General features: G+C 64.9%; 13 protein-coding genes and 2 pseudogenes. 14 read left to right on the top strand and 1 reads right to left on the bottom strand.

The window, feature by feature from the left end:
• Positions 1-108 precede the first annotated feature (108 nt).
• The 14 genes and pseudogenes from EOA23_RS07905 to EOA23_RS07840 form a co-directional block, all read left to right on the top strand.
• Positions 109-375: pseudogene (locus EOA23_RS07905) on the top strand (D-xylose ABC transporter ATP-binding protein); the annotation flags it as partial.
• Positions 372-1,667, top strand: a complete 1,296-nt coding sequence (locus EOA23_RS07900; protein ID WP_127303500.1) for an ABC transporter permease — start codon at positions 372-374, stop codon at positions 1,665-1,667. The pseudogene EOA23_RS07905 and the gene EOA23_RS07900, both read left to right, overlap by 4 nt.
• 18 nt (positions 1,668-1,685) lie before the next feature.
• Positions 1,686-2,654: a substrate-binding domain-containing protein gene (locus EOA23_RS07895; RefSeq protein WP_127303499.1), complete on the top strand. Its 969-nt coding sequence runs from the start codon at positions 1,686-1,688 to the stop codon at positions 2,652-2,654.
• A gap of 463 nt (positions 2,655-3,117) precedes the next feature.
• Positions 3,118-5,034: a molecular chaperone DnaK gene (gene dnaK, locus EOA23_RS07890; RefSeq protein ID WP_126063437.1), complete on the top strand. Its 1,917-nt coding sequence runs from the start codon at positions 3,118-3,120 to the stop codon at positions 5,032-5,034.
• Positions 5,035-5,255: 221 nt separating this feature from the next.
• Positions 5,256-6,383, top strand: a complete 1,128-nt coding sequence (gene dnaJ, locus EOA23_RS07885) for a molecular chaperone DnaJ (RefSeq protein ID WP_042647343.1) — start codon at positions 5,256-5,258, stop codon at positions 6,381-6,383.
• 144 nt (positions 6,384-6,527) lie between these two features.
• Positions 6,528-7,133: a phospholipid N-methyltransferase PmtA gene (gene pmtA, locus EOA23_RS07880; protein WP_127303498.1), complete on the top strand. Its 606-nt coding sequence runs from the start codon at positions 6,528-6,530 to the stop codon at positions 7,131-7,133.
• 236 nt (positions 7,134-7,369) lie between these two features.
• Entirely contained in the window at positions 7,370-7,966 is a 597-nt protein-coding gene (locus EOA23_RS07875; protein WP_126063439.1) for an NADPH-dependent FMN reductase, read from the top strand.
• Between the two features lie 23 nt (positions 7,967-7,989).
• Positions 7,990-8,673, top strand: coding sequence for an orotidine-5'-phosphate decarboxylase (gene pyrF / locus EOA23_RS07870; protein ID WP_127303501.1), 684 nt, complete (start codon positions 7,990-7,992; stop codon positions 8,671-8,673).
• A gap of 270 nt (positions 8,674-8,943) precedes the next feature.
• Complete coding sequence (locus tag EOA23_RS07865; protein WP_127303497.1) at positions 8,944-10,722, top strand: hypothetical protein; 1,779 nt, start codon at positions 8,944-8,946, stop codon at positions 10,720-10,722.
• A 120-nt stretch (positions 10,723-10,842) separates the two neighbouring features.
• Positions 10,843-11,811, top strand: a complete 969-nt coding sequence (locus tag EOA23_RS07860; RefSeq protein WP_127303496.1) for a catalase — start codon at positions 10,843-10,845, stop codon at positions 11,809-11,811.
• Complete coding sequence (locus tag EOA23_RS07855) at positions 11,808-12,254, top strand: ester cyclase (RefSeq protein ID WP_127303495.1); 447 nt, start codon at positions 11,808-11,810, stop codon at positions 12,252-12,254. Before EOA23_RS07860 ends, EOA23_RS07855 begins: the two co-directional genes overlap by 4 nt.
• A 64-nt stretch (positions 12,255-12,318) precedes the next feature.
• Entirely contained in the window at positions 12,319-12,834 is a 516-nt protein-coding gene (locus EOA23_RS07850) for a hypothetical protein (RefSeq protein WP_127303494.1), read from the top strand.
• 421 nt (positions 12,835-13,255) lie between these two features.
• Positions 13,256-14,170 (top strand): annotated as a pseudogene (locus EOA23_RS07845) (peroxidase); the annotation flags it as partial.
• 269 nt (positions 14,171-14,439) lie between these two features.
• Positions 14,440-14,727: a DUF1330 domain-containing protein gene (locus tag EOA23_RS07840; RefSeq protein ID WP_042647338.1), complete on the top strand. Its 288-nt coding sequence runs from the start codon at positions 14,440-14,442 to the stop codon at positions 14,725-14,727.
• A 253-nt stretch (positions 14,728-14,980) separates the two neighbouring features.
• Here EOA23_RS07840 and EOA23_RS07835 read toward each other — a convergent pair whose 3' ends face one another.
• Positions 14,981-16,033 (bottom strand): D-alanine:D-lactate ligase-like protein, encoded by a 1,053-nt coding sequence (locus EOA23_RS07835; protein ID WP_127303493.1) that lies wholly within the window; start codon positions 16,031-16,033, stop codon positions 14,981-14,983.
• Between the last annotated feature and the right edge of the window lie 61 nt (positions 16,034-16,094).

Here is a 16,094-nt window from a genome sequence, read left to right as displayed (position 1 = left end):
AGATGAAGGAGCTCGGGCAGTTCTGAGCTGATCACGGCGATCGCCAGCCCGTCGCCGGCGAGCTTGAAGATGAGGTCGTAGATCTCGCGCTTGGCGCCGACATCGATGCCGCGCGTGCTTCTGCTCGACGAGCCGACGCGCGGCATCGATGTCGGCGCCAAGCGCGAGATCTACGACCTCATCTTCAAGCTCGCCGGCGACGGGCTGGCGATCGCCGTGATCAGCTCAGAACTGCCCGAGCTCCTTCATCTGGCCGACCGCATCCTGGTCATGGCGGAGGGCCGCCAGCGCGGCATCCTGTCCCGCACCGAAGCCAGCGAGGAGGCGATCATGCGGCTTGCCGCGCCCAGAAGGACCGCGAGACCTGCCGCATGAACCTTATCAGCCTTGTCTCCCGCACCAAGCTTTACTGGGGGCTGATCGCCATCTTCCTGATCGGCGTCTTCGGCTCGCCGATCAGTTCCAAGGGCAACAACATCTTCCTGTCCTACGGCAACCTGCTCGACGTGCTGCGCCAGGTGTCGACCACCGGCCTCATCGCCACGGGGATGACGGCGGTGATCCTGACCGGCGGCATCGATCTGTCCGTCGGCTCGCTGATGGCGATCTGCTCGGTCGTCTGCGCCATGCTGCTCACCGTGCCGGGCGTCACGCCATCGGCGGCGCTTGGCGTGCCAACGACAGCGCTGGTCGCCTTGTGCCTCGGCGCGCTCATCACCCGCTTCATCCTGCTCAACATCCAGAAATCCCGCGCCGACGGGGACGCCGGGCGCGACGCGCGGCTGGACACGACGCGCGGGCTGGTCATCCCGGGCGTCGTCGGCGTGATCCTTTGCGGCCTCTCGCTGTGGTATCTGCTGCCGCAGGTCGAGACCAAGTTCGGCGTGCTCGGCGTGCTTCTGGTGGCGCCTTGCGTCGGCTTGCTGTTCGGCACCATCAACGGCTTCATCATCGTCGCCGGCCGCCTGCAGCCCTTTATCGTCACGCTGGCGATGATGGTGACGGCGCTTGGCATCGCCAGGCTGACGGCCGGCCAGAACAATGCGGTGCTGCCGGTCTATACCGGCTCCAACGCCACGGAAGAGTTCGAGATCCTGCGCTCGCTGGTGTTCGGCGTCGTGCCGATGCCAGGCCTGTTCTTCCTCGGCGCGGTCCTGATCTATGGCGCGGTGCTGCGGTTCACGCCCTTCGGCCGCTATGTCTACGCCATCGGCGGCAATGAGGAGGCGGCCAGGCTTTCCGGCATCGCGGCGGGACGCGTCAAGATCGCCACCTATGCGGTGTCCGGCCTACTCGCCGGCATCGCGGCGGTGCTCTACGTGGCGCAATACCGGCAAGGCAAGCCGGATGCCGGCGCGGGGCTGGAGCTCGACGCCATCGCCGCCGTGGTCATCGGCGGCACCAGCCTGATGGGCGGGCGAGGCAGCCTGATCGGCACCTTCTGCGGCGTGCTGATCTTCGGACTGCTGTCCAACATCCTGCAACTGCACAACATCAATTCGAACCTTCAGCTGGTGCTGAAGGGGGCGATCATCATCGGCACGGTGCTCGTTCAGGAGCGCAACGCCGGCGACATCTTAAGCTATCTGCGCCTGCCCGGCGGACGGGCGGCGCAAAAGGAAACGGCCGCGGCCAAGCGGCCGTCACAGGAGACCTCGTCTCTATAATCCGGAGGAAACAGGACCATGAAACGACGTGAAATGCTGAAGCTCGCCACTTTCGCGGCGGCACTTCTGACGACCACCGCAATTCTGTCCGGCAACCATGCCTTTGCCCAGGACAAGAAGTGGAAGATCGGCTTCTCGCAGGTGACGACCATCGAGCCCTGGCGCGCCCAGTTCAACAAGGACATCATCGCCGAGGCCGCCAAGCATCCGGAAGTCGAGCTGATCATCACCGACGGCGAGGACAAGACCGAGAAGCAGGTCGCCGACGTCGAGAACCTGATCCGCCAGGAGGTCGACGCGCTGCTGGTGTCGCCGAAGGAATCGGCCGGCCTCACCGGCGTCGTGCAGCAGGCGATCGACGCCAAGATCCCGGTCTTCGTGCTCGACCGCAATGTCGACACCAAGGACTACACGCAGTTCGTCGGCGGCGACAACAAGCTGATCGGCCGCGCGGCGGGCGAATATGCCGTCGAGCTCCTGGGCGGCAAAGGCAAGGCGGCCGGCAATGTCGTCGAGATCTGGGGCGGCATGGGCACGCAGCCGGCGCATGACCGCCATGACGGTTTCCATGAATTCACCGACAAGGAGCCGGGCATCAAGTACCTGCTCGACCAGCAGTCGGGCGACTGGAAGCAGGACCAGGCCTACAACATCATGGCCAACGCGCTGAAGACCAACGAGAAGATCGACCTCGTCTACGGCCACAACGATCCGATGGCCTATGGCGCCTATCTCGCGGCCAAGGATGTCGGGCGCGAGAAGGGTATCAAGTTCATCGGCATCGACGGCCTGCCCAACGAAGGCGTGCAGATGGTGAACAAGGGCGAGCTGACGGCGACCTTCACCTATGTCACGCCGGGCGCCGAGGGCCTGCGCCAGGCGATCAAGTTCCTGAACGGCGAGAAGGTCGAGAAGACCATCACGCTGCCGACGGAAAGGATCACCAAGGAAAACGCTGCCAAGATCCTCAAGGACAACGGGCTCTAAGTCCGGAACCCTGCCGGGCCACGCGCCCGGCAGGGTTCTGCCCGAGCGCGAGGCGCTCCCATTCCTTGGCCGCCGGATGCGCGAAGCGTCGCCGAGACGCTAATTTTCCGGCCTTTCGCGACCGAAAGTCACGCCCGCCGAGGCGAGCGTTGCCCTCGCCGGACGACGGCTGCACGCACCGCCAGCGGCGCCACGTCCAAAAAAGCCAGCCCGAACAATGTGATAGCGTGAGCTCGCGCCGAGCGCGCCGCAAAGCGCGGCGGATCGCTTCCCAAACCTTGCCCGAGACAATGAACAGCTTGCGCAGAATGCTTGCGCCCCGTATCGGCTGTTCTTATATACGCCCCAGCCGTCCCGGCCCCCGAAAACCGGTGACCAAGACGGGATTTCTTGTGAACAGGGGCTTTCGTCGGAACGCCTTTTGAAGGGTCCTGAGAGCCTGCTTAGAGGAGAGACTAGAACAATGGCAAAAGTTATCGGTATCGATCTCGGCACCACCAATTCCTGCATCGCCATCATGGATGGCAAGGACCCCAAGGTGATTGAGAACGCTGAGGGCGCGCGCACGACGCCTTCCATCGTCGCCATCTCGAATGACGGCGAACGCCTCGTCGGCCAGCCGGCCAAGCGCCAGGCGGTCACCAATCCTGAAAACACCATCTTCGCGGTCAAGCGCCTGATCGGCCGCCGCTATGACGACCCGGTGACGGAGAAGGACAAGAAGCTTGTCCCCTACAAGATCGTCAAGGGCGACAATGGCGACGCCTGGGTCGAGGCCGGCGGCAAGAAGCAGTCGCCCAGCCAGATCTCGGCCATGATCCTGCAGAAGATGAAGGAGACGGCGGAAGCCTATCTCGGCGAGAAGGTCGAGAAGGCGGTCATCACCGTCCCGGCCTATTTCAACGACGCCCAGCGCCAGGCGACCAAGGACGCCGGCAGGATCGCCGGCCTTGAGGTGCTGCGCATCATCAACGAGCCGACGGCTGCCGCGCTTGCCTACGGCCTGGAAAAGAAGGACGGCAAGACCATCGCCGTCTATGACCTTGGCGGCGGCACCTTTGACATTTCCGTGCTCGAGATCGGCGACGGCGTGTTCGAGGTGAAGTCGACCAATGGCGACACCTTCCTCGGCGGCGAGGACTTCGACATGCGGCTCGTCGAATATCTGGCGGCCGAGTTCAAGAAGGAACAGGGCATCGACCTCAAGGCCGACAAGCTCGCGCTGCAGCGCCTGAAGGAAGCGGCCGAAAAGGCCAAGATCGAGCTGTCGTCGACGACGCAGACCGAGATCAACCTGCCCTTCATCACCGCCGACGCCACTGGCCCGAAGCACCTGACGATGAAGCTCACCCGGGCGAAGTTCGAAAGCCTGGTCGAGGATCTCGTGCAGCGCACGATCGAGCCCTGCAAGGCGGCGCTCAAGGACGCCGGCCTGAAGGCCGGCGAGATCGACGAAGTAGTCCTGGTCGGCGGCATGACTCGCATGCCCAAGATCCAGGAGATCGTGAAGCAGTTCTTCGGCAAGGAGCCGCACAAGGGCGTCAACCCGGATGAGGTCGTCGCGCTCGGCGCCGCCATCCAGGCCGGCGTGCTGCAGGGCGACGTCAAGGACGTGCTGTTGCTCGACGTGACGCCGCTGTCGCTGGGTATCGAGACGTTGGGTGGCGTGTTCACCCGACTGATCGAGCGCAACACGACGATCCCGACCAAGAAGAGCCAGACCTTCTCGACCGCCGAGGATTCGCAGTCGGCTGTGACGATCCGCGTCTTCCAGGGCGAGCGCGAAATGGCGGCGGACAACAAGCTGCTCGGCCAGTTCGACCTGGTCGGCATCCCGCCGGCGCCGCGCGGCGTGCCGCAGATCGAAGTCACCTTCGACATCGACGCCAACGGCATCGTCAACGTCTCGGCCAAGGACAAGGGCACCGGCAAGGAGCACCAGATCCGCATCCAGGCTTCGGGCGGCCTGTCCGACGCCGACATCGAGAAGATGGTGAAGGACGCCGAGGCCAATGCCGACGCCGACAAGAAGCGCCGTGCCCTGGTGGAGGCCCGCAACCAGGCCGAAGCGCTGGTGCATTCGTCCGAGAAGTCGCTGAAGGATTATGGCGACAAGGTCTCGGATGCTGACCGCACCGCGATCTCCGACGCCATCGCCGCGCTGAAGACCGCCGCCGAAGGCGACGATCCGGCCGATATCGAGGCCAAGTCGCAGTCGCTCGCCGAAGTGTCGATGAAGCTCGGCCAGGCCATGTACGAGGCCTCGCAGAAGGAAGCGGCCGAAGCCGACGCCAAGGCGGATGCCGCCAAGGATTCGGACGTGGTCGACGCCGACTTCGAGGAAATCGACGAAGACGACGACAAGAAGAAGTCGGCCTGAGCCGGCTGACGGCGAATAAGTGCAAAAGCCCGGCGCAAAGCCGGGCTTTTTTGCAACCTTCGTTGAAAAAGTACGGGCCTGCTTGAAAAAGTGACGGAAAAAACCGGAGCGAGCCTGCTTGGTACTAGCATCCGGGAAACATCGCTCCTAAATCCAAGGCCATGCCGGCAAACGTCGCCAACAATGCTTGAAGACATTGAGCATCCGGACAGCGGGAAAAAATGAAAGCTGATTTCTACGAAACGCTGGGCGTGCAAAAAGGCGCCGACGAAAAGGAACTCAAGAGCGCTTTTCGCAAGCTCGCCATGCAGTTCCATCCCGACCGCAACCCCGGCGACCATGCCTGCGAGCACAAGTTCAAGGAAATCAACGAAGCCTACGAGACGCTGAAGGACCCGCAGAAGCGCGCCGCCTATGACCGCTTCGGTCACGCCGCCTTCGAGGGCGGCATGAACGGCGCGGCACACGGCTTCGGCGCCGGCGGTTTCGCCGACATCTTCGAGGATATTTTCGGCGACATGATGGGCGGCCGCCAGCGCCGCTCGTCGGGCGGTCGCGAGCGCGGCGCCGACCTGCGCTACAACATGGAAATCACGCTGGAAGAGGCCTTTTCCGGCAAGACCGCGCAGATCCACGTGCCGGCTTCCATCTCCTGCTCGGAATGCTCCGGCAGCGGCGCCAAGCCCGGCACGCAGCCGGTGACCTGCTCGATGTGCCACGGCCACGGCAAGGTGCGCGCCACGCAAGGTTTCTTCTCGATCGAGCGCACCTGCCCGCAATGCCAGGGCCGCGGCCAGACGATCAAGGACCCCTGCCCGAAATGCGCTGGACAGGGCCGCGTCACCGAGGAGCGCTCGCTGTCGGTCAACATCCCGGCCGGCATCGAGGACGGCACCCGCATCCGGCTTGCCAATGAGGGCGAGGCCGGCCTGCGCGGCGGCCCGTCCGGCGACCTTTACATCTTCCTAGCGGTGAAGCCGCACGAATTCTTCCAGCGCGATGGCGCCGATCTCTATTGCAAGGTGCCGATCTCGATGACGACGGCCGCGCTTGGCGGCTCCTTCGAGGTCACCACGCTCGACGGCACGCAGACCAAGGTGAAAGTGCCGGAAGGCACGCAGAACGGCCGCCAGTTCCGCCTCAAGGGCAAGGGCATGCCGGTGCTGCGCCAGCCCAATGTCGGCGACCTCTACATCCAGACGGCGGTCGAGACGCCGCAGAATCTTTCGCGCCGCCAGCGCGAATTGCTGGAAGAGTTCGAGCAGCTCTCCTCGAAGGACAACTCGCCTCAGTCGAGCGGCTTCTTCGCCCGCATGAAGGACTTCTTCGAGTCGTTCGGCGAAAACTGATCGTCACAGCCAGCATTGCGCACGGCATGGGAGGGCAATCCGCTTCCCAAGCGTCATCAACACCTTATGCCAGCTTGGCGCCTTGCCTTGTCCCACCCACCTGCTAAGTAGCGGATCGGGGGGCGAGCATTGAGGAGAGCTCTGATGGCACGTAGTCCCGGATTGCGCAAAGCGCTGGCGGAAAAATTCGACGACGAGCTGAAGTTCTTCAAAGGCTGGATGGACAAGCCGAAAACGGTCGGCTCGATCGTTCCAACCAGTTCCATCACCGCCCGCAAGATGGCCTCGATCGTCAATCCGAGATCTGGCCTGCCCGTGCTTGAAGTGGGGCCAGGCACCGGCGTCATCACCCGCGCCATCCTCGCCCAGGGCGTGAAGCCGGAAAACCTCTACGCGGTCGAGTATTCGACCGACTTCGTGCGCCATCTGCGCGGGCTCTATCCCGGCGTCAATGTGATCGAGGGCGATGCCTTCAATCTCAATGCCACGCTCGGCGACAAGCGCGACATGGTGTTCGATTCGGTCGTCTCCGGCGTGCCGCTGCTCAATTTCCCGGTCACCCAGCGCATCGCCTATATCGAAAGCCTGCTCGACCGCATTCCGCATGGACGGCCGATCGTGCAGCTGACCTACGGCCCGCTGTCGCCGATCCCGGCCGGGCGCGGCGACTACACCGTCGAGCATTTCGATTTCATCTTCCGCAACATCCCGCCGACGCAGCTGTGGATTTATCGGCGGCCGTCGCACTAGGGTGCGCCGATATTCAGGTGAGGCCGGCCTGCAAATGGCGGCTTCCTGCGCTTCCGGTGCTCACGTACTTTAAGTACGCTCCGCTCCGGTTCTCGGAAGCCACCATTTTCGACTGGCCTGACCTGAATCTCGGCACACCCGGCAGGCGCAGATCGCCGAATTCGGTTTTGATTTCTGCCACCACTCGTTGATTTGCGCTCCCCTTGGCTGTACCTGTCCCCGAACAAGGGTGGCCCATGGCAGTGATCCCACGAATCCTCGTCTTCGCCGGCTCGGTCCGAACCGGCGCCTATAGCGGCCGGACCGCCGACGTGGCGCAGAAGGAACTGGCCATCCAGGGCGCGGAGGTGACGCGAATCTCGCTCGGCGACTATCCGCTGCCGATCATGGACGAGGATCTGGAAAAGGAACGAGGCATCCCCGAGAACGCGCTCAGGCTCGGCCGTCAGATCGCCGCGCATGATGGGCTTTTGATCGCGACGCCCGAATATAACGGCTCGATCCCGCCATTGCTCAAGAACGCGATCGACTGGGTGAGCCGGATACGGCGAGAGGGCAGCCGCACCTTCAGGCCCCTGGCCGGCAAGCCGGTCGCCCTCTGCTCGTCCTCCGAGGGCAAGTTCGCCGGCATACGCTGCATCAACCACCTGCGCGCGGTGCTGGTGCGCTGCCAGATGGAGGTGATCACGCCGGAATGCTCGGTCTCCGAGGCCGACGAAGCTTTCGCCGAGGACGGACAGTTCAGGGACGCCAGACTACACCAATCGATGGAGCGCCTATGCCGTACACTGATGGAAACCTCGCGCATGCGGTCGACCCGGATCGAGGCGTGATCAATTTCGCGGAGGCCAACACGATGCGAGACAGGCTGATCGTCGGGCTCGACCTGCCGACGCTGAGCGAGGCCGAGAAGGCGGTGCGCGAGCTCGAAGGCGCCGTTTCCTTCTACAAGATCGGCTACCAGCTGGCCTTCGCCGGCGGACTGGACTTCGCGCGGGAGCTCGCCAGCGGCGGCACGAAAGTGTTCCTCGACATGAAGCTGCTCGACATCGACAACACGGTCGCCAAGGGCGTCGAGAACATCGTCAAGATGGGCATGACGATGCTGACGCTGCACGCCTATCCCAAAACCATGAGAGCGGCGGTCGAGGCGGCCAAGGGCAGCAATCTGTGCCTGCTCGGGGTGACAGTGCTGACCTCGATGGATGAGCAGGACATGATCGACGCCGGCTATGAATACGACCCGCACACGCTGGTGCTCCGGCGCTCCGAACAGGCGCTGCATGCCGGCATGGGCGGCATCGTCTGCTCGGCGGAAGAGGCCGAAGCGGTGCGCCGCATTGTCGGCCCCGACCTGGCGGTGGTGACACCCGGCATCCGCCCGTCGGGCAGCGATCATGGCGACCAGAAACGCGTGGTGACGCCGGCGCAGGCGATCCGCAACGGTTCCAGCCACCTCGTCGTCGGCCGGCCGATCGTCAAGGCGCCGGACCGCCGCGCCGCGGCCGAGGCGATCCTCGCTGAGATGCAGTCGGCATAGAAAGTCCCGGGACGCGGCTGCCGAGAATCGCGCCGCCAGGCGGCCGCGACCGCTGTGCCGGTCGCGCGTTTTCCACTGTAACTTCGATGAGTTGCTGTTAGTTTTGCCCTCTAAAGCGCGGCGCGATCTTTCAGATTCGCTCCATGCGCCTTAGGTTTTTGATTTTACGCATGTCTCTATCCCGAAACCGGTTCCCGCTTTCGGGAGACATGCTGTAACAGTTTTGCCGAGGGGTTCGAATTGGGTCAGCCGAAACGACCTTCGCCAGCCATGATCCGGGCCCAGCTCGCGCGACTTCGGCGCAGCCGCACCTTTGCGGATTCAGAGCGCCTGCTCGAATTCCTTGGTTTTGTCGTGACCGAGACCCTCAAGGGTGGCGGCGGCACGCTCAAGGAAGTCCAGATCGGCAACAATGTCTATGGTCGAGAGCCGCCCTATGACCCGCGCATCGACTCCACGGTGCGGGTGGAGGCCCGGCGTCTGCGCGCCAAGCTCAAGGAATACTACGCCGGCGAGGGGCAGATGGACCCGGTCAGGATCAGCCTTCCGACCGGCGGCTATGTGCCGGAGTTCACCTTGCAACCGGATCCCGCAGAGGCGCGGGAGCCACATCCTTCCGACGCCGAAGGCATTTTCCGCGAAGGTATGGGCGCTGCCATTGCGATCATGCCTTTCCGTTCGCTGTCGGCGGAGGCGGAGGATGAAAGCTTTGCCGACGGGCTGACCGACGAGCTGATCTTCAGGCTGCAGCTGGCGCAGGGACTGCGGGTGGTTTCGCGCAGCATCACGTTTCAGTTCAAGGACCAAGCCTATTCGCTTGCAGGCGCCGCGCGCGAGCTCGGCGTCGACGCCATCGTCCAGGGCACGGTGCGCCGGGAGGACGACATGCTCCGCGTCACGATCGAGGTGGCCGATCCGCAAGGCTTCGTCATATGGACGGATCGGTTCGATGCGCCGGCGCGCGAACGGCTGCGGCTGCAGGAACGCATCGCCATCACGGCGCTCAGCCGCGTTCGTTTCGACAGCTCGGCGATGCGCTCCTCGAAGATCGGACCGCGCCCATCCGCCTTGAAGGCGCTTGGCGCCGTCTATCGCGGCCGGCAACTGCTCGATGAGCAGACGCCCGGTTCCATCCGCGCCGCGTTGCAGGTTTTCGAGTTCGTCGCCGCGAACGCTCCCGACTATGCGCGTGGTCATTCCGGCATCGCCGACTGCCATTGCGACCTCTATCGCCTGGGGCTTGTCGACCACGATACGGCCTTGCGGGAAGCCAGCGCCGCGGTGCGGGCCGCGCTTGCCGTCGACCCCGGATCGGTCGAGGCGCACACCGCGCGGGCCACGATCGCAGCCTGGCTGGAGTGGAACCGCGCGGCGGCGGACGAAGGCTTCCGCAAGGCGCTTGAGCTTGGCGAAAATGCGCGCGCGTCACGTCTCCATGGCGTCCTTTTGACCATCATGGCGCGCCACGAGGAAGCGGAGCGGCTGTTCCGCGAGGCCCGGACAATCGAGCCTTTTTCCATCCAGCAGGACATCGCCGAAACCATCAGCCGTTATCAGGCGCGCGACTTCAGTTTCTTGCGCGCGGCGTCGCCTGGCGCAGCGGGCCGGAGCGCTCCCGCCGAAGTCCTGGTCTATCGCGCGCTGGCGCATGTTTTCGACGGCAATGCCGAATTCGTTCGCTCGCAGATGGGCGAGATCGAGCATGTCACCGACAAATTCCCGGACCTGATGCTGGCGGCGGCGGAACTGCAGGCTTTGCTGGGTGCTCCGGAACGGGGCAGGCGCGTCATCGATGGCGAGCTTGGCGCCTCGACGCATTTCGCGCGCGCCATGCTTGCCGCGGCGCTCGGGCGGGATCAGCTCTGCCTCGACATGCTGGAGAAGGCGATGGACCGGCGCGAGCTTTCGACGGTCTGGATACGAACCGACGCACGGCTCGACCGGCTTCGCCACATCCCGCGTTTCTCGGCCTTGATGGAACGGCTCAACGCCTTCGTGCCCACCGGCAGGACCGGCCTTGCGGACCCGTTGGCGATCGTCCAGCCCTAGACCCTCAACGTCAGCTAACAGTTAGCCCGCCCGCGCCTAACTTCACGGGCAAGGGCGCAGCCCCATAGGCTCACCTCCATTCGTGCTGTCCGCCAGCGGACAAGAGACGGGAGCAGGTGCATGCCGCAAAACAGCCAGTATCGCAAAGCCGAGGACATCGTCGCCAAGATCAAGCGCATCCTCGGTGACTTCCCGGGCTATCGCGCCCTGCACGCCGACGGCAGGCTCTACAAGGGCACCTTCCGCGCCAACGAGGCGGCCCGCCGCTACACACGGGCCGGTCATCTGCAGGGCGCGGAAATGCCCGTCACCGTCCGTTTCTCGAAGGGCGGCGGCGATCCTTACGCCCATTTCGGCTCGACGGTCGGCATGGCCACGCGCTTCTATCTCGATGACGGGCGCGTCACCAACCTCATCATGCTCAGCCAGAAGCTGTTCATCGCCAACTCCATCGATCAGTTCGTCGGACTCCTCGATGCCGGCCTGCCGGCCGAACCTGGCGGCCCTCCCAACCTTGCCGGCCTCAAGATCTTCCTGGCGGCGAATCCCAATTCGGCGCGGGTGTTCCAGATGCGCGCCGAAAGCCCGGCTCCGGTCAGCTTCGCGCACACGGAGTTCAATTCGGTGCACTGCTTTCGCTGGATCAGCGCCGAACATGTCGAGACGCTGGCCCGCTGCCACTGGGTGCCGGTGGCCGGCATCAAGGGGCAGCCGCCGGCTGACCTGAAGGAGGAGAATGTCGACATCCTCTACGTCGAGCTGGAGGAGAGGCTGGCGCGCGAGCCGGTGCCTTTCGACCTGGTTCTGGAGCTGGCCGAGCCCGGCGATCCCGTCGACGACGCCACCGCCTTGTGGCTCGAGGACCGCCGCCGCGTGGTTATCGGCCGCATGACGCTGACAGCTCCGGCATCGGAAAAGGACACAGGCGATCCGGTCATGAACCACGACCCCACGGTGCTGACCGACGGCATCGAGCCGACCGACGATCCCATCCTGCAGATCAGGCGCGGCGTCTACGAGGTTTCGGCGGCGAGTCGTTCGGGCGGCTGGCGCGGCGGCTGTCCGTTCGGCGACGGGGAAAAGCGATGATGGCGATGCGCGGCACGCTCGAGCGGATGCGCGCGATCGACACTGCCTGGAACGCGCGTGACTGGGCGGCTTATGGCGACCTGCTGTCCGAGGGGCTGACCGCCTATGCAGACGGCGAAGCCGAGCCGCACGGCAAGCAGGCCCATATCGAGAAGGCACGGAAGTTCTGCGCGATCGCGGCCGACGCCCATGTCTGGATCGAGCCTTATCTCGATCTCTTTGCCAGCCACGACGGCTCGAAGAGCTGCTCGGTCGCCCGCATCACCGGAACGGTGGACGGCGCGCCGGAGACGCTTCCCGGCATCGCGCTGCCGCCCGGCCGGCGCGCCTTCGACGTGACCTTCGCGGTCGTCTGCCGCTGGCAGGCCGGCCGTATCGTCGAGCAGCGGCAGCTCCTGGATACGGCGCTGATGCTGCGGCAACTGCAGGCGGATCCCCGATAGCCCGCAACGCCCGCCGGCCGGTCCGGCCGACGCCATTGCCAGCTTTCAACACAAGGAGACGATCATGACCGACATACTGCCCCTGGAAGAGCGCCTGGCGATGGCGCAGACCATGACGGATCAGCCCGACGGCCCCGGCAAGCGGATCGGCAAGCGCGGCGAGCTGACAATGATCGGCAACGTGGTGCCGGGCGGCGCCGAGCTGTTCCGCAAGCGGCTGCCGCAATTCCAGGCCGAGGCCGCCTATTGGGAAGGCCGGGTGGGCACGGTCCAGAGCCTTCGCATCCTGCTGTTCGACAACGACACGCGCTTCGTGCTCTCGCTTCTCTATGACGGCGACTTCAAGCCCTATCTCGTCGACATCGCCACCCAGGCGGCTCCCTGGCTCGACGCCCTGGCGGACGGGGTGCTGGAAGGTTATCCCGGCATAACCAGCCCCAAGGCAGGCGAATGGGTCATCAGCCTGCTTCACCCGACCGAGTTCTTCTATACGGCGCATCCCGACGTCTCGGTCCGCGACCTGACCAGGATGAAGAAGCTCTCCGCCGCCGTCAGCGACCTGCTCGACGCCGCCGGCTGATTGCCATCATGCCCGTTCAGCTCGAACTCGACGACATCCAGGGCACGGTGCTGCGCAACCGCCCCATGCCCTATTTCGGCGCCTACCTCCTGTTCCGCATCGACGACGCGGAGCAGGCGCGGATGCTGCTGCGCCGGCTGTTGCCCTATGTGACATCGGCGGCGGACTGGGACAGGCCGGTCGAGGATGCCTGGATCAACGTGGTCTTCACCTTCGAAGGGCTCCGGCGCCTTCGGCTGAGCGAGGCTATCCTGCCGGAGTTCCCGGTGGAATTCCGCCAGGGGATGGCGGCGCGCAAGGTGTTCCTCGGCGATGTCGGCGCGAGCGACCCCGAGCACTGGGACATGCCGCATGGCGCAAACGGCTTCCATGTCGGGCTTCTGGTGATGGCCGCCAGCGATGAGCTGCGGCAACAAAAGCTCGCCGTCGGGCACGAAGCGCTGGCAGGGCTCGCGGGCGTCAAGCTGGTCGGGCGCGTCGATGTCGGGTGCCGCCCAATTTGCGCGAGCATTTCGGCTTCGCCGACGGCATCAGCCGGCCCTATATCGAAGGCCAGGGCGGCGCGCCGCTGCCCGGCCAGGGCGAACCGGCCAAGGCGGGCGAGTTCGTGCTGGGTTACGTCAACGAGCTTGGCGTGGTCGCGACCGGTCCTGGTCCGGAAGCGCTGTGGCGCAATGGAACCTATCTGGCGATCCGCAAGATCCACCAGGACGTCGCCGCATTCCGCAAATATCTGCGCGACAATGCCGACAGCCCCGCGGGGCAGGAGTTCATCGCCGCCAAGATGATGGGACGCTGGCGCAGCGGCTGCCCCCTCGCGCTGGCGCCGGAAGCCGACGATCCGGAACTCGGCCGCGACAGCCGGCGCAACAACGACTTCGCCTATCATGACGAGGATTCGGATGGCCGCAGAACGCCGGTCGGCAGCCACATCAGACGGGTCAACCCACGTGACGCGCTGAAGGAATCACTGACCGACGCCCGCCTGCACCGGCTTTTGCGGCGCGGCTCATCCTACGGGCCGATGCTGCCCGAAGGCGTGCTCGAGGATGACGGCCAGGACCGGGGCATCATACTGGCGCTCGTCAACGCCAATCCCGGCCGCCAGTTCGAATTCGTCCAGTCGCAATGGATCAATGACGGCGATTTCGTCTCCGAGGGTTCGCGCAGCGACCCGATCGCCGGCCGCCGCGACCACTCGGACGACTACGCCTTTCCAGCGAGGCCCGTGCGGCGGCGCTTGACCGGCCTGCTCGACTTCGCCGTCACGCGCGGCGGTGAGCATGTGTTCCTGCCGGGCATCGGCGGCCTGCGTTGGCTTGCCGGTCGAGGGTGATATCCAAACATCGGCAAGCCGATGTAAATATCGAAGGCGGGCTTCAACGGCATCCGGGCCGGTGACCGGCAAAAGGGCGCAGCGGGCTCGTCATCTCCGTCGGCTGGATCGTTGCTCATATCATAGGCCAGCGTCCGGCCAGCGCTTGCTTTCCCTGGGTTCGGGTTATGTGTTAAGGCGCGCCGCTCAACCAAGCCACAATGCCGCGGCATTGTGGCCGGCGGTCGGCAATGACCGAGCGCTCGCCCGAACATAAACAGGAGAAACGCATGCCCAAGGGATATTGGATCGCTCGCGTCGATGTGCGCGACGCCGAGGGATACAAGGATTATGTCGCCGCCGCGAAGCTCGCCTTCGATCGCTTCGGCGCGAAGTTCCTGGCGCGCGGCGGCGAGCACGAAAAGGCCGAAGGGCCGGGGCGCGCCCGCAACGTCATCATCGAGTTCGACTCGCTGGCCGTGGCGCATGACTGCTACCACTCGCCGGAATACCAGCGCGCCGCCGCTATCCGCCAGAAAGTGGCCGATGGCGAGATCGTGCTGGTGGAGGGCGTTTAGTTCGTCTGCGCGGGCGTAGGTTGGAGATCGGCCGCCCATTACTTCGTCATCCACGGGCGGAGCAAGGAGCGAAGCGACGCGCGCAGACCCGAGGATCCATTCCGTGACTTCAACGCGCCGCCATGGTCCGGAATTCTGCTCCGCTGCACTCTACGCCGAGGTAACGGCATGGATTCCAGGTCTGCGCGCGTCGCTTCGCTCCTTGCTCCGCCCTGGAATGACGAAGCTCTTAGGTCTCAGCCAATGATGAGTGTCACGACCGCAACCGGCTCGCCGCTGTCTGCGCCATCGCGTCGGCCAGGCTCATGCCCCACTCTCTGCGGCAATAATCGCGGAAATCGAAGCAGGGCAGACCGGGGCAGACTTCGAACTCGATGAGATGGACGGTGTCGTCGGCCTCGACCCTGAAGTCGACGGAAAAGACATCTTTCAGGCCGAGACCGCTGATCAGTTTCTGGACGATGGTGCGGATTCTTCGATCCGCCGCCGGCTGGCTGGCGCCGACAGCCTCCAGCTCCGGCTCGACATAGGTGCCCGCATCCTTCGCGGCCTGGCCGGTCTCGCCGTAGAGCGCCATCGAGTCGGCCATGGTCTGGAAATCGCCGCCGGAATCGACGAAGAAGATGCCAAGCGCTTCGACGCCGGTTTCGGGCTTCAGCCCAAGGAAGCTCGCGCGCACATTGCGGCCGGCGACATAGGGCTGGACGACGACGTCGTCGCGGTAATGGGAAAAGACGCGCCGGCTAAGCTCTAGCGCATGGCCGAGATCGGCGATGCGCGAATCCGCCCAGATGCCGATCTTGGCGCCGAGCCGGTTCGGCTTGACGAACCAGCCTTTGGCCGAGGCCGGCGGCTCGACCAGCCATTCGCCGTTGCGTGCCAGGCCGGCTTGCGGCACCGGCAGGCCGAGCGCGCCAAGCACGGCGCCGCAGCGGAACTTGTCCTGGCAGAGCGCGAACAGCGAATCATCGGCGCCGATGGTGCGCAGCCCGTTCAGCCGCGCCAGCGCCGGCGAAGCGCCGCCACGGAAATAGGCAATGCCGTCGGTCAGCGTCCAAACGAGCGTTGTTGCAGGATCGGCCTTTGCCAGAACCAGCGCCGCGTCGTCGAGCTCGACAGGCTTGAAAGCGAGACCGCGCTTCTCGCAGGCGGCGGCGAGCAGGTTGAATTCGGGCGCAAGGTCGGTCGACTGCGCCAGATAGGAGGAGATTTCCAGGGCTCGATCCGCCGGGTATCCGTCGGCGGACAGGCGGGCGAGGCAGGCCTTTTCCGGCTCGTAGACGAGGATCAGCGTCGGCTGCGGCATCGAATGCTCCAGGCGAAATCAGGCGCTACCATCGCATGGCCGCAGCGGCCGGCTTGCGGGA

It is taken from the genome of Mesorhizobium sp. M2A.F.Ca.ET.042.01.1.1 (assembly GCF_003997405.1).
Taxonomy (GTDB): Bacteria; Pseudomonadota; Alphaproteobacteria; order Rhizobiales; family Rhizobiaceae; genus Mesorhizobium.
Note: the sequence above shows the minus strand (reverse complement) of the source record. Positions and strands in the feature narration are given on the sequence as shown.